This window comes from Halorarius halobius, from assembly GCF_024298865.1.
GTDB classification, from domain to species: domain Archaea; phylum Halobacteriota; class Halobacteria; order Halobacteriales; family Haloarculaceae; genus Halorarius; species Halorarius halobius.
The window spans coordinates 1,958,582-1,971,569 of record NZ_CP101161.1; the positions used below are offsets into that span (position 1 = coordinate 1,958,582).

Consider the following 12,988-nt stretch of genomic DNA (forward strand, 5'->3'; position numbering starts at 1 on the left):
TCCAGAACGGTTAACGCCTCGCCGCGACTCCCCCCGGTATGACCGCACCCGCGGACCTCATCCTGACGAACGCCGAGGTCCACACGCTCGCCGACCCCGACGAGACACGCGAGGCCGTCGCCGTGCGCAACGGCCGAATCGTCCGGGTCGCCGACGCCTACGAAATCGAGTTCCTCGAGGGCGTCGAGACGGAGGTCGTCGACTGCGAGGGCCGGACGGTCATCCCGGGGTTTGTCGACGCCCACACCCACCTGGAGATGGTCGGTCAACACCTGGTCAACGCCGACCTCCGGGAGGTGTCGGGGCCAGCGGAGGCCGTCGAGCGCCTCGCGGCCCACGCCGAGGAGACCGACGACGACCTCGTGGTCGGCTACGGCTACGACGAGTCCACCTGGGGGACGGCCCGCTATCTCACCCGCGAGGACCTCGATGCCGTCTCGACCGAGCGGCCGGTCGTCGCGTTCCGTGAGGACATGCACACCGCCTCGCTCAACTCGGCGGCGCTCGACCGCTTCCGCGGGGCGATGCCCGCCGAGGACGTCCAGCGGGAGGGCGGCGACCCCACCGGCGTCGTCGTCGAGGCGGCCGTCGACCCGCTGTTCGAGGCCACCGAACCCGACCGCGCGGAGACCCGGGACCTCCTCGTCGCCGCCCAACAGCGCGCGAACGAACTCGGCGTCACCGGCGTCCACGACATGTGCCGGAACTCGCACAAGCCGCGGGTCTACCGTGACCTCGACGCCGACGGCGCGTTGACGCTCCGCGTCCGCATCAACTACTGGACCGACCACCTCGACAGCGTCGTCGACAGCGGCCTCCGGTCGGGCCACGGGAGCGAGATGGTTCGGACGGGGGCCATCAAGACGTACACCGACGGCTCCTTGGGCGGTCGCACGGCCAAGCTCCGCGAGCCGTACGCGGACGGCGAGACCGCCGGCCAGTGGGTCGTCGACCCCGACGAACTCCGCGCGTACGTCGAGCGCGCGAGCGACGCCGGACTCCAGTTCACCGCCCACGCCATCGGCGACGCCGCAGTCGAGGCGGTGCTGGACGCCTACGCGGCGCACGACGCCGCCGACCACCGCCACCGCGTCGAACACGCCGAACTCCTGACCGGCGACCTCGTCGAGCGGTTCCGCGAGGTCGGGGCCGTCGCCTCGGTCCAGCCGAACTTCCTGAAGTGGGCCCGCGAGGGCGGCCTGTACGCCGACCGGCTAGGCGAGCGCCGCCGCGAGGTGATGCCGTTCCGTGACCTGCTGGAAGCGGGCGTCCCGCTCGCGTTCGGGTCCGACTGCATGCCGATGGACCCGCTGTTCGGCGTCCAGCAGGCCGTCACCGCGCCCGAACGGAGCCAGCGGCTCACCGTCACCGAGGCGCTCCGGGCGTACACCCGCGGCGCGGCGTACGCCGCCGGCGAGGAGGCCGACCTCGGCACCGTCGAACCCGGGAAGCGCGCGGACCTGGTCGTGCTCGACGACTCGCCGTGGGCCGTCGACGCCGACGCCATCGCGGACGTGGACGTGGCCGCGACGGTCGTCGGCGGCGACGTGGTGTTCCGGGACTGATAGCTCCTCCTTCGCTGGTACTCCACCGGCCACCGGCCGGTACACCCGACCGATAGTTGCTCACTCGTCGACTACAGGGAACTATCGCCTCCATCATCGAGTATTGAAGGCAAAATATTTTCATAGGGGCAGTCCGTCGGCTAGCGCACTCCGAGGTAGCAAACCGTGCCGGAAATGGAATCAGTCGACCTCGAAACGGACCTGAGTCTCTTCAAGTACGACGACCTCGAACAGCTCCCCGACGAGTACCGGGGGCTGGACGAGCAGGAGCGAACGGAGCGCATCGAGCGCGCGCTGGCGACGCTGGGCGACGACGTGGTCGTGCTGGGCCACAACTACCAGCGCCGCGAGGTCGTCGAGCACGCCGACTTCGTGGGCGACTCCTACGAGTTGAGCACGCGCGCCGCCGAGGCCGACGCCGACCACGTCGTGTTCTGCGGGGTGACGTTCATGGCCGAGTCCGCCGACGTCATCACCGACGACGACCAGCAGGTGATACTGCCGTCGATGGAGGCGTCGTGTCCGATGGCGGGGATGGCCGAGGCGCTCCAGGTGGACGCCGCGTGGGCCGAACTCACCGACGCCGCGGGCGACGACGACGTGGTCCCGGTCACCTACATGAACAGTTACGCCGACCTGAAGGCGTTCTGCGCCGAGCAGGGCGGGCTGGTCTGCACCTCCTCGAACGCCCACCGCGCGTTCGAGTGGGCGTTCGAGCGGGGCGACACCGTCCTGTTCCTGCCGGACAAGCATCTCGGCGAGAACACCGCCCACCGCCTCGGGCTGGAAGACTCGATAGTCGAGTGGGACCCGTGGGACCCCGACGGCGCGGACGCCGAGGCCGCCGCGGCCGCCGACGTCGTGCTGTGGGACGGCTACTGTCAGGTCCACGAACGCTTCCGCGAGCACCACGTCGCGGACCTGCGCGAGGAGCGCCCGGACGCGAACGTCGTCGTCCACCCCGAGTGCCGCCGCGAGGTGGTCGAGGCCGCCGACGTGGTCGGCTCCACCTCAACCATCTGTGAGACCGTCGCGGCGGCCGACCCCGGGGAGACGTGGGCCATCGGCACGGAGATACACCTCGCCAACCACCTCCAGCGGTGGCACCCCGAGGTGGAGGTCCTCCCCCTCTGTGGCGACGCCTGCATGGACTGCAACGCGATGCGGCAGATAGACCCCAACTACCTGACGTGGGTGCTGGAGGAACTGGTCGCCGGGACGCCGACGAACGTCGTCGAGGTGCCGCCCCGCGAGGCCGACCTGGCCGACCTGGCCGTCGAGCGGATGCTCGAACTATGAACGCCGACCTGCTGGTCGTCGGGTCGGGCGTCGCCGGCTGTTCGGCGGCGCTCGCGGCCGACGACGCCGGCGCGGACGTGACGCTCGTCACGAAGGCCACGGCGCCGGACGACGCCACCTCCTACTGGGCGCAGGGCGGCATCGCCGTCTCGCGTGGCGACCCCGACGCCTTCCGCGAGGACGTCCTCGCGGCGGGCGACGGGGCCTGCGACCCCGCGGCGGTCGACACGCTCGTCGCGGCGGCCGACGACGCGGTCCGCGAGGTCCTGATAGACCGTCTCGGCGTGCCGTTCGACGGCGACGACGAGTTCGACTTCGGCCGCGAGGCGGCCCACTCGGAGAACCGCATCCTGCACGTCGACGCCGCGACCGGCGCGGCCGTCCTCCCGCGGTTTCTCTCGCATCTGCGGACGGAGACGAGCGTCGACGTCGTCGAGGACACCGCCGCGCTCGATCTGGTGACCCACGAGGGGCGGGTCCACGGCGCGCTCCTCGAATCGGGCGGCGACGTGGAGCCCTGCGTCGCGGGGGCGACCCTGCTGGCGACGGGCGGCATCGGCGCGGCCTACGGCCGGACGACGAACCCGCCGGGCGCGACGGGCGACGGCGTCGCCATGGCCGCGCTCGCCGGCGCCGACGTCGCGGACATGGAGTACGTCCAGTTCCACCCAACGGCCTGCGTCGTCGACAGCGAGGGTGCGAATCCCGCTGGCGACCGGCCGGGAACCGGCGACGGCGAGGTGCCGTTCCTCGTCAGCGAGGCCGTCCGCGGCGAGGGTGCCGTCCTCCGGGACGGCGACGGCGAGCGGTTCATGCCCGACCGCCACCCGGACGCGGACCTCGCGCCCCGGGACGTCGTCGCCCGCGCCGTCCGCGAGCGCCGCGAGGCGACCGGCGAGGTGCGTCTCGACGTCTCGGGCGTCGCGTTCGCCGCCGAGTTCCCCGGTCTCGCCGAGCGGTGCCGCGAGCACGGCGTCGACCCCGACGAGGGGATTCCGGTCGCGCCCGCCCAGCATTTCCTCTGTGGCGGCATCGACGTGGACCGCGACGGCCGGGCGAGCCTCGACCGCCTGTTCGCGGCCGGCGAGTGCGCCCGCACGGGGGTCCACGGCGCGAACCGCCTCGCATCCACCTCCCTGCTCGAAGGGCTGGTGTTCGGCCGGCGGGCGGGCCGTGCGGCGGCGGGGTTCGACCCCGAGCCCGTGGAGACGCCCGACCTTCGGGACAGCGACCCGGCCCTCCCCGAGCGGTTCGCCGCCGAGAAGTTCCACCGTCTCCGGTCGACCATGAGCGAGCACGTCGGCATCGAGCGCACGCCCGACGGCCTCCGGAAAGCGGGCGCGGGGCTCCGCCGGCTGAAGGGCGAGGTGGACGCGTACACCCGGACGCGGACCGCCCGCGAACTGTACGAACTCCGGAACGCGACCGTCTGTGGCCTGCTCGTCGCCCGCGCGGCCGCCGAGAACGACACCTCGCGGGGCTGTCACCACCTCGCCGCCGAGAGCCATGCCGATTGAGCGCTCGCAGGTGGAGCGGTGGCTCCGCGAGGACCTCGGCCACCACGACGTGACCAACGACGTGCCGGGCGAGACGGCGGGTCGGCTCGTCGCCAGGCAGGCGGGCGTCGTCGCCGGCCTCGACGCCGCCGTCGACACCTTCGACTACCTCGGCGTCGAGGTGCTCGACCGCGCCGACGCTGGCACCCGAATCGAGGCGGGCGACCCCCTCCTCCGGGTCGAGGGCGCGACCGCCGACGTGTTGCGCGGCGAGCGGGTCGCCGCTAACCTCGTCGGTCACGCCTCCGGAGTCGCGACGGAGACCCGGCGCGCGGTCGAGGCGGCCCACGAGGTCGACGAGGACGTGCGCGTCGCCGGCACCCGCAAGACGACGCCCGGCCTGCGCGGCATCGAGAAGCGGGCCATCGTCGCCGGCGGCGGCGACACCCACCGGCTCGACCTCTCGCACATGGTGATGGTGAAGGACAACCACGTCGCGGAACTGGGGCTGGAGGCGGCCGTCGAGCGGTTCCGCGAGCGGGCGTCGTTCGCCACGAAGGTCGAGTGCGAGGTGACGCGGCCGGAGCAGGCGCCGCGGGCGGCCGCCGCCGGCGCGGACGTGGTACTGCTGGACAACATGTGTCCCGAGGAGACGGCGCGAGCCGTCGACCTGCTCGACGGGGCGGCGCTCGCAGAGGCGTCGGGCGGCATCACCGTCGAGACGGTGGCCGACTACGCCGCGGCGGGCGTCGACGTGGTGTCGCTGGGGCGTCTCACCCACTCCGCGCCGCAGTTGGACGTGTCGTTCCGGACTAGCTCTGCAGGCCGCCCGTCACCGTGAGGACGCCGCCGATGGCGCCCACGACGAGGCCGCCCAGCCGCGCCAGCTGGTAGTTGCGCACCTGCTGGTCGGAGAACTGGAAGCCGCCGAACATGGAGTCGTTGACCTCCATCAGGCTCATCTGCCCCCAGACGAGGGCGATGCCGCCGACGATGAGGAGGGCGATACCGAGGTACACCAGCGTGTCGTCGTCGCTCATGCGTCCGTCGGTTCCCGGGCATCGGGGTTATATGTTGGGGGATAGACGACGGAATTAACGCTACTCCAGCAGGCTCTCGCCAGTCATCGCCGCCGGTTTGCGGACGCCGACCAGTTCGAGCAGGGTCGGCGCGATGTCCGCGAGGGTGCCGCCCTCGCGGGCGTGACGGCCGCCGTCGGTGCCGTCGGGCGCGACGTAGACGAACGGCACCGGGTTCGTCGTGTGGGCGGTGTGGGGGTCCTCGGGCGTCCCCATGTCGTCGGCGTTGCCGTGGTCGGCGGTGACGAGCAGGTGGCCGCCCGCCTCCCGAACCGCCTCGGCCAGCCGGCCGAGTTCCGCGTCGACGGCCTCCACCGCGGCGACGGCCGCCTCGACGTCGCCGGTGTGGCCCACCATGTCCGGGTTCGCGTAGTTCAACACCAGCACGTCGGGGTCGTCGCTCGCTATCGTCTCGATGGCCGCGTCGGTCACCTCGGGCGCGCTCATCTCCGGTTGCTGGTCGTAGGTTGCCACGTCCGGCGAGTCGACGATGCGGCGCAGTTCGCCGTCGAACTCGACTTCGCGGCCGCCGTTCAGGAAGTAGGTGACGTGCGGGTACTTCTCGGACTCGGCGATGCGCAACTGCGTGAGGCCGGCCGCCGACAGCACCTCTCCGAGCGTCTCTTCGGGCTGATTCGGCGGGAACGCCACCGGCAGGTCGAACGTCGCATCGTACTCGGTCATCGTCACGACGTGGGCGTCCGGGGGCTCAGCGTGGACGCCCTCGGCCTCCCAGTCGCCGGGGCGGATGCCCGCGAGCATCCGCGTGAGTTGGCGCGCCCGGTCCGCCCGGAAGTTGACGAAGACGACGCTGTCGCCGTCCGCGAGGGCGGGACCGCCGTCGACCAGCGTCGGTTCGACGAACTCGTCGGTGTCGCCCCGCTCGTAACTGGACTCGACCGCGGCGACGGCGTCCGGGGCCGCGTGGTCCGCCTCCCGGTTCACGATGGCGTCGAACGCCCGTTTCGTCCGCGTCCAGTTCTCATCGCGGTCCATCGCGTAGTAGCGCCCCGTCACCGTCGCCACCCCGCCCGTGCCGCAGTCGTCGACGACGCGCTGGAGGTCACGGAGGTAGCCGGCGCCTGATTTCGGGGCCGTGTCGCGGCCGTCGGTGAACGCGTGGCTGACCGCCTCGACGCCGCGCTCGCCCGCGGCCGCAATCAGCGCGTGGAGATGCTGTTGGTAGGAGTGGACGCCGCCGTCCGAGACGAGACCCATGAGGTGGACGCGGCCGCCGTGCTCGTCGGCGTAGTCGAACGCGCCCGCGATGGCGTCGTTCTCGCCGAGCGTGCCCGCGTCGGCCGCCTCCGAGACGCGCGTTGAGTCCTGCACGACGACTCGGCCCGCGCCGATGTTGAGGTGGCCCACCTCGCTGTTGCCCATCTGTCCGTCGGGGAGGCCGACGCGCCGGCCGTGCGTTTCGAGGGTAGTGAACGCGCCACGCTCGCGCAGGCGGTCGAAGTTCGGCGTGTCGGCCGCCCGAACCGCGTCGCGCCTGTCGTGGTCGCCGAGCCCCCAGCCGTCGAGGACGACGAGCGCCGCTTTCATTACTGGAGTGGTGGCCGCCGCTCCGTAAGTAGCGTTCGGAACCCGCACAACACCTAACCCGCGGCGGGTCGACGCCCGCGCATGCAACGACTGGCCCACGACGTCGACGCCGACGGCACCCGCATCCGCCTGTGGGAGCGGTCACCGTCCGACCCCGACGAGGCCGTCCTGTTCGTCCACGGCGCAACCTACCCCGGCCGCGTGGTGTTCGACCTCGACGCCTCCGGCGGCTACTCGTGGCTCGACGCGACGGCCCGCGCCGGCCGCGCGGCGTTCGCCGTCGACCTCCGGGGGTACGGCGACAGCGAGCGCCCGCCCGCGATGGACGCGCCCGCGGACGCGAACCCGCCGCCAGCGCGGGCCGACGCCGTCGTCGCGGACGTGCGTGCGGCGCTTGCGGCCGTCCGCGAGCGGGTCGACCGCGTCCACCTCGTCGGCTACTCGTGGGGGACGATAATCTGCGGGCGCCTGCTCGCGTCGTCGGACGCGCCGGTCGTCGCCTCGCTGACGCAGTTCGCGCCCGTGTTCCGGATGGACGAGGCCGTCGTCGCCGACTTCGACCCCGGCGACCCCGCGCCCGCCTACCGGAGGCTCACCCTGCTCGACCTGCGCGAGACGGTCGATGCCGACCCGTACGACCCCGCCGCCGTCGGGGTGCCGACGCTCGTGGTTCGCGGGAGCGAGGACCCGACCGCGACCCGCGCGGACGCTTATCGGCTGTACGACGCGCTCGACGCGCCACGGGAGTACGCCGAACTCGGCGGCGGCACCCACTTCCTCCCGCTGGAGGCGCGCCGAGGCGCGCTGTACGACGCGGTGGCGGGGTTCCACGACCGGGCGTGAGTCGGCTCGCTTCGCTGGCTCACGCGCGGTTCGCGGGTCGTTCCCTCCGGTCACTCCCCGCTTGCCGTTCCGTGAATCTTGCTCCCTTCGGTCGCTCGACCCACCCGTCGATCGACGCCCGCCGGGAGCTTTTTACGACGACCCGACCAGTCGCCGGACGTGACGCTCGACCCGGTGCATTTCAAGGCCATCTCGCGGCTGGCGGGCCGCGTCCAGCGGAGCGTCGACGAGCAGGAACACCGGGAGTTCGCGGAGACCGTCTGGTCGGAGTGGCTCGACCCGCTCGTGGACGACGGGACGCGCGTCGTCGAGCCGCTGGGTGACCAGCGACGCCGGAAAGTGGACATCGAGGACGTGGCGCTGGAGGCCGACCGGTTCCCCACCCGTCACGGCCTCGATTCGGGCACCATCAACCCGACGACGTTCAAGAACAGCCTCGTGGTGGACGTGGCCCAGGCCGCGATGAGCCGGGTGCCCTCCGAGTTGGACTTACATCGCGCGCGGACGATGGTGATTGCCGTCCACTCGAACGACGCGACTGTGGCGTTTCCCGACGACTGGAGCATGGACGACGAGGGGTACGTCCGCCAGCGACTGCTCCACGTCCCGCAGGTGGACCGCTCGATGACCGCCGTCGTCCACGAACTGGGGCTGTATCTCGCCGAAATCACCCACGCCCGCGACAACGCCGACGTGGTCGAGGACCTGCTGGTGATGGACGGCCCCATCTACCCGAAAGGACTCCTGACGTGGGCGAACCGCGACCCCGAACTCTCCGAACTCCTGCGCGAGGAGGAACAGCCCCAGCGCATCATCCAGAGCTACGTCCGGATGGTCGAGCGGTTCATCGAGCGGGACGTGCCGCTCGTGGGGTTCGTGAAGAACCCCGCCAGCCGCCTGCTCACCCGGACCGTCCGCCAGCGGGAAGGGAACGCGCCGTGGCTCAACGACGCCGCCTTCTTCTCGCAGGTGCTCGAACGCGGCGGCTTCGAGGAGGGCGTCTGGGAGCGGGAGACGGACGCCCTGACGTTCACGAACTGGTTCGTCTCCCGCGGCGGCACCGACGGCACGCTGTCGGCGACGGACCTGCCGTACGGCGTCGACAGGGTCCGTGACCCCCGCGAGTACGAGGTGACGTTCTCGATGGTGTACGACCCGCGGACGGACACCATCTACCGGGTGGAAGCGCCCCGTGCGTTCACCGAGGACGCCGACCGCCGGGAGGCGCTACTCCGGCAGGTGCTGAAGGGTATCGCCGCCGAGCGCGGCCCCCCGGAGGCCGTCGCCAAAGCCGACTCGCTGGCGAAAATCGGGAGCGAGGAGACGGCCGCGCTCCGCGAGTCGCTGGAGGGGTCGTTCGACTCCGAACTCGACACCGACTACGACGACGACCGCTGGGGCGCGTTCGACTACTGACGGCTCACAGCACCGCTACCAGCATGACCATCAGCGACCCGCCGCCGACCAGAAGCGCCAGCGCCCCGCCGACGAGCACGCGCTGGGCGGTCCATCTGCGGAGCGCCGCGTGGTCGCCCCGGCCGACCGTGACCGGGCCGTCGACGCCCGCGACGACCGGTTCGGGGTAGTCGGCCCGGGACACCTCGCTCGCCTCGCCGACGACGGTGACGGCGTCGTCGGGTTCGAACGACCACTCCCGGTGGTGAGCGTCGCCGTCGGCGTCGGTGTGCGAGCGGGCGAGTTCCGCGGCGTCGTGGGCGTCGATTCCGGCCGGGTCGACGAGCAGGCGCCCCGACCCGTCGGCGACGTAGAACGGACCGCCCGCGGTCTCCGATTCGGCTTCGAGACGCCCACCGAGAAACGACCGTTCGGCGGCGTGTCGGTACCAGACCGTCTCCGCACCGGAGACGGGGCCGGTGACCGTGCCGTCGGCGGGGACGACGCGGCCGGTGACGGCAACCGGGCCGTCGCTCGCGTCGTCGGCCGGTCCCACCTCGGCGGCGCGGACGCGGCGGTAGCGGCCGAGATGCCCGAAACAGATGGCGACGGCCAGCGACCCGGCGAGATACAGCGCGGACGCCCAGCCGTAGAGGGTGAGACAGCCGCGGTAGCCGATGCCGTCACAGAACGGCTGGGGGTCGCCGACGAGATACGTCAGGCCGACGCCGCCGGCGGCGACGGCCAGCGCCAGGAGCCACGCGCCCGGCCCGATGCCGGTCGTCCGGTACAGCGTCGGCCACGCCCCCGGAACCAGCCCGACTCCGCCGACGAGAAGCGCGGCGACGACGAGCAGGCCGCTCGTGAGCAGGTCGACCGGGAGGAGGTAGCTGGCGAGCACGGCGACGAGGAGGACGGCGACGACGGCGAACACGCGGCGGGGCTGGCGGGCCATCGGCTCTCCGTGGGTCGGTCCGGGACAAAAAACTCCGTGTCGACTCCCCTGGACGAGGCGCCTACGACTCGACTTCGCAGCCGGGGTCCTCCTTCACGACCTCGACCTCGACGCTGTCGCCGACGACGCCCAGCCGTGCGAACTGCGTGCGGACGTGCTCCTTGGCGGCCTCGACGGCGCGGTCGCGCGTCTCGAAGCCGCGCGGCATCGGCGACTCGAATGCGACCCGGAGTTCCCGGTCACCGATTCTCTGTAGCTGGCCGCCGCTCTCCACCTCGTAGAACGCGTCGCAGACCCAGACGTACGGCGCGCCCTCGTCGGGCGCCCCCTTGAACGCAGGCGGGTCCTCGCCCCGCTCGTACAGCGTGCCGGTGAGGGTCGTTCCCCCGGCGTGCCCCCGGATGAGTAGCATACGCCGACGTACGCGAGCCAGCCGTATATGCTCGCGGGGGGTCGGCGCCGGCGACGCCGTCGGGCGAGAGGCTTTTTACCGGAGCGGGTCGCACGCCCGGGCATGTCTGACCTCGGGGACTTCTCCGACTTCGAACCCGACGATAGCGAGGGGGGCGCCGACGGGGGGGCCGACCCGTCGAGCGCCGACGCGGGCGACGACGAGCGGCAGTTCGAGTCCGTCGACGCCTCGCCCGTCGGCCGCGACAGCGGCGTCGGCACGCTCTCGGCGGCAGAAGGGCTCGCCATCGGCGAGGAGGCTGACGAGACCCGCCTGCGTGCGTACGTCACCACGGACAACCGCTCGTCGGTGCGCGTGGGGTCGTATCTCGTCGCGGACTACCCCGACGGCGAACGGCTGTTCTGCAAGATAACGACCCTGGAGTACGCCCAGGAGTTCCGCTCCGACGACGCCACCGAGATTCACGCCCGGCGCGCGATGCGGAGCGACGGCATCGACGAGGCCGACTACAAGTTCATGGCGACGCTCGACCCCGTGGCGGTCATCTACGCGGAGGGGAGCGACCTGAAGCGGCGGATGCCTGACCGGGTGCCGAAACCCGAGACCGTCGTGCGGCAGGCCGAGGACAAGGCCGAGGTGAAGACCGGGCTGAAGGTGCCCGACTCGGGCGTGTTCGTCGGCCACCTCGCGGTCGGCGGCGAGAAGGTGCGGACCGCCGCCGACCCACCGACCGTCGACTACCGCCTGAAAGACGACTACGACGCGGGCGACCCGCTCGTGTTTCGGCACGCGCTGGTCGCCGGCGGCACCGGGTCCGGGAAGACCCACGCCTCGAAGAACATCCTCCGGCAGTATCTCGGGCGCACCTACGAGATGGCCGACGGCCGGACGCCCGGCGTCGCCGTCGTCCAGTTCGACCCGCAGGACGAGTACGCCCAGATGCACGACGACGGCGACTACCCCGACGAGTTCGCACGCCGCATCGAGCGCGAAGGGGTGAAACACGGCGGCCACGACGACACGAAGGCGTTCTACCCCGTGGTGGGGTCGGCGACGTACGCCGCCGACCACCACCGCGCCGAGCAGGTGGCCTTCACCGTCCCGTTCTCGATGGTCCGCGACCGGCCGTGGCTGGTCGCGGGCGGCGGCCTCAACGACAACCAGTATCCGGCGCTCCAGCAGTTGCTCGACCGGTTCTTCTCCCAGCACGGCGACGAGGGCACCTACGACCAGTTCCGGTCGTTCCTCGACGACCCCTCGCTCCGGGAGGAGCTCCACGACTCCGGCCGTATCCACGAGGCGACGTACGACGCCGTCAAGCGGAAGACGTACGGGTTCGGCGACGTGTTCGACCAGGACGCCCCGCCCATCACCGAGTTGGTCCACGAGTTCGTCCGGCCGGGCGGGCTGACGACGGTGCCGACGTACCACGTCAACGACTCGCGGAAGACGACCACGGTAGTGCTGGCGCTCGCCTCGCTTCTGGTCGACGAGAAACTGTCGAACGACCCCGAGTTCGACCGCATCACGGAGACGCCGCTCGTGCTCGGCATGGACGAGGCGCACAACTTCCTCACCGACGCCGACAGCGTGCAGGCCCGGAAGGTCATCGGGAAGTTCTCCGAGGCCGCGAAACAGGGCCGCAAGGAGCGTCTGGGGCTGTTTCTCATCACGCAGGACCCACAGGACATCGCGGACCCCGTGTTCAAACAGGTGAACACGACAGTCGTGCTCAACCTCGGCGACGAGGACGCCATCAAGTCGGTGAACATCCCCGCCTCGCTGGAGGGGAAGGTGCCGTACTTCGAGAAGGGGCAGATGGCCGTCTACTCGCCGGACAACTCCGAACCCGTCGAGGTGGTGGGGCTCCCCCACTGTGTGACCCGGCACGGCCGCGAGTAGAGCCGTATCGCTTTTGTCATCCGGTTGCGAACTGCTAGCTATGAGCAAGCACGTGCTGGTGCCCATCGACGGCTCGGACGGCGCCGACGACGCGGTTGCGTACGTCTACGAGGAGTTCCCCGACGCGACAGTGACGCTGTTGCACGTCATCAACCCCTCTCGGGCGGGCTACGGCGCGCAGGCCGGCATCCCCTCCTTCTCCGAGGAGTGGTACGAGGAGGCCGAGGCGGCCGCGGCGGAACTGTTCGAGGACGCGGGGGCCGACGCGCCCGCGGGCGTCACCGTCGAGACGGCTACCGAGGTGGGCCAGCCCTCGAACGTCATCGTCGAGTACGCCGACGAGCACGACGTCGACGGCATCGTGATGGGGAGCCACGGCCGCAAGGGCGTCTCGCGTATCCTGCTGGGGAGCGTCGCCGAGACGGTGGTCCGGCGTGCCCACGTCCCGGTCACCGTCGTCCGGTAGTCGGCGGCACGCTTTTGTCTCCTCGTTC

The 12,988-nt window shown here is 71.5% G+C and carries 12 protein-coding genes; 8 read left to right on the forward strand and 4 right to left on the reverse strand.

Going from position 1 to position 12,988, the window contains the following annotated elements; all coding sequences use genetic code 11:
• The first annotated feature begins 38 nt into the window (after nt 1-38).
• From NL112_RS10215 to nadC, 4 genes are all read left to right on the forward strand, one after another.
• A complete protein-coding gene (locus NL112_RS10215) occupies nt 39-1,565 on the forward strand; it encodes an amidohydrolase (RefSeq protein ID WP_255148733.1) in 1,527 nt (508 codons plus the stop codon).
• 165 nt (nt 1,566-1,730) lie between these two features.
• Entirely contained in the window at nt 1,731-2,864 is a 1,134-nt protein-coding gene (gene nadA, locus NL112_RS10220) for a quinolinate synthase NadA (protein WP_350356126.1), read from the forward strand.
• Nucleotides 2,861-4,381 carry an L-aspartate oxidase gene (locus NL112_RS10225; protein WP_255148734.1) on the forward strand — a complete coding sequence of 507 codons (1,521 nt, stop codon included), beginning with the start codon at nt 2,861-2,863 and terminating at the stop codon, nt 4,379-4,381. Before nadA ends, NL112_RS10225 begins: the two co-directional genes overlap by 4 nt.
• The gene (nadC, locus tag NL112_RS10230) at nt 4,371-5,201 is read left to right on the forward strand and encodes a carboxylating nicotinate-nucleotide diphosphorylase (RefSeq protein ID WP_255148735.1); all 831 of its coding nucleotides are present in this window, start codon (nt 4,371-4,373) and stop codon (nt 5,199-5,201) included. The genes NL112_RS10225 and nadC overlap by 11 nt, the downstream gene beginning before the upstream one ends.
• On the opposite strand, the gene NL112_RS10235 is transcribed toward nadC, so the two are convergent.
• The gene (locus NL112_RS10235; protein WP_255148736.1) at nt 5,173-5,400 is read right to left on the reverse strand and encodes a hypothetical protein; all 228 of its coding nucleotides are present in this window, start codon (nt 5,398-5,400) and stop codon (nt 5,173-5,175) included. The genes nadC and NL112_RS10235 overlap by 29 nt on opposite strands.
• A gap of 60 nt (nt 5,401-5,460) precedes the next feature.
• Complete coding sequence (gene gpmI / locus NL112_RS10240; protein WP_255148737.1) at nt 5,461-6,987, reverse strand: 2,3-bisphosphoglycerate-independent phosphoglycerate mutase; 1,527 nt, start codon at nt 6,985-6,987, stop codon at nt 5,461-5,463.
• 81 nt (nt 6,988-7,068) lie between these two features.
• Here gpmI and NL112_RS10245 point away from each other — a divergent pair, with 81 nt between their 5' ends.
• Nucleotides 7,069-7,830: an alpha/beta hydrolase gene (locus tag NL112_RS10245; protein ID WP_255148738.1), complete on the forward strand. Its 762-nt coding sequence runs from the start codon at nt 7,069-7,071 to the stop codon at nt 7,828-7,830.
• Nucleotides 7,831-7,989: 159 nt separating this feature from the next.
• Nucleotides 7,990-9,246: a DNA double-strand break repair nuclease NurA gene (locus NL112_RS10250; protein ID WP_255148739.1), complete on the forward strand. Its 1,257-nt coding sequence runs from the start codon at nt 7,990-7,992 to the stop codon at nt 9,244-9,246.
• A gap of 4 nt (nt 9,247-9,250) precedes the next feature.
• On the opposite strand, the gene NL112_RS10255 is transcribed toward NL112_RS10250, so the two are convergent.
• Together NL112_RS10255 and NL112_RS10260 are read right to left on the reverse strand one after the other, a co-directional pair.
• Nucleotides 9,251-10,180 (reverse strand): hypothetical protein, encoded by a 930-nt coding sequence (locus NL112_RS10255; RefSeq protein ID WP_255148740.1) that lies wholly within the window; start codon nt 10,178-10,180, stop codon nt 9,251-9,253.
• A 61-nt stretch (nt 10,181-10,241) separates the two neighbouring features.
• Nucleotides 10,242-10,592 (reverse strand): DUF7113 family protein, encoded by a 351-nt coding sequence (locus tag NL112_RS10260; RefSeq protein ID WP_255148741.1) that lies wholly within the window; start codon nt 10,590-10,592, stop codon nt 10,242-10,244.
• A 102-nt stretch (nt 10,593-10,694) separates the two neighbouring features.
• On the opposite strand from NL112_RS10260, the gene NL112_RS10265 reads away from it, so the two are divergent.
• Both NL112_RS10265 and NL112_RS10270 read left to right on the forward strand, forming a co-directional pair.
• Entirely contained in the window at nt 10,695-12,494 is a 1,800-nt protein-coding gene (locus NL112_RS10265) for an ATP-binding protein (RefSeq protein WP_255148742.1), read from the forward strand.
• A gap of 40 nt (nt 12,495-12,534) precedes the next feature.
• Nucleotides 12,535-12,960 (forward strand): universal stress protein, encoded by a 426-nt coding sequence (locus NL112_RS10270; protein ID WP_255148743.1) that lies wholly within the window; start codon nt 12,535-12,537, stop codon nt 12,958-12,960.
• The last annotated feature ends 28 nt before the right edge of the window (nt 12,961-12,988 follow it).

Bases quoted from the DNA above. Each gene is read 5' to 3' on its own strand.
- NL112_RS10225 (WP_255148734.1), top strand. From the start codon at position 2,861: ATGAACGCCGACCTGCTGGTCGTCGGGTCGGGCGTCGCCGGCTGTTCG.
- NL112_RS10215 (WP_255148733.1), top strand. From the start codon at position 39: ATGACCGCACCCGCGGACCTCATCCTGACGAACGCCGAGGTCCACACG.
- NL112_RS10270 (WP_255148743.1), top strand. From the start codon at position 12,535: ATGAGCAAGCACGTGCTGGTGCCCATCGACGGCTCGGACGGCGCCGAC.
- NL112_RS10265 (WP_255148742.1), top strand. From the start codon at position 10,695: ATGTCTGACCTCGGGGACTTCTCCGACTTCGAACCCGACGATAGCGAG.
- gpmI (WP_255148737.1), bottom strand. From the start codon at position 6,987: ATGAAAGCGGCGCTCGTCGTCCTCGACGGCTGGGGGCTCGGCGACCAC.
- nadC (WP_255148735.1), top strand. From the start codon at position 4,371: ATGCCGATTGAGCGCTCGCAGGTGGAGCGGTGGCTCCGCGAGGACCTC.
- NL112_RS10235 (WP_255148736.1), bottom strand. From the start codon at position 5,400: ATGAGCGACGACGACACGCTGGTGTACCTCGGTATCGCCCTCCTCATC.
- NL112_RS10260 (WP_255148741.1), bottom strand. From the start codon at position 10,592: ATGCTACTCATCCGGGGGCACGCCGGGGGAACGACCCTCACCGGCACG.
- NL112_RS10245 (WP_255148738.1), top strand. From the start codon at position 7,069: ATGCAACGACTGGCCCACGACGTCGACGCCGACGGCACCCGCATCCGC.
- NL112_RS10255 (WP_255148740.1), bottom strand. From the start codon at position 10,180: ATGGCCCGCCAGCCCCGCCGCGTGTTCGCCGTCGTCGCCGTCCTCCTC.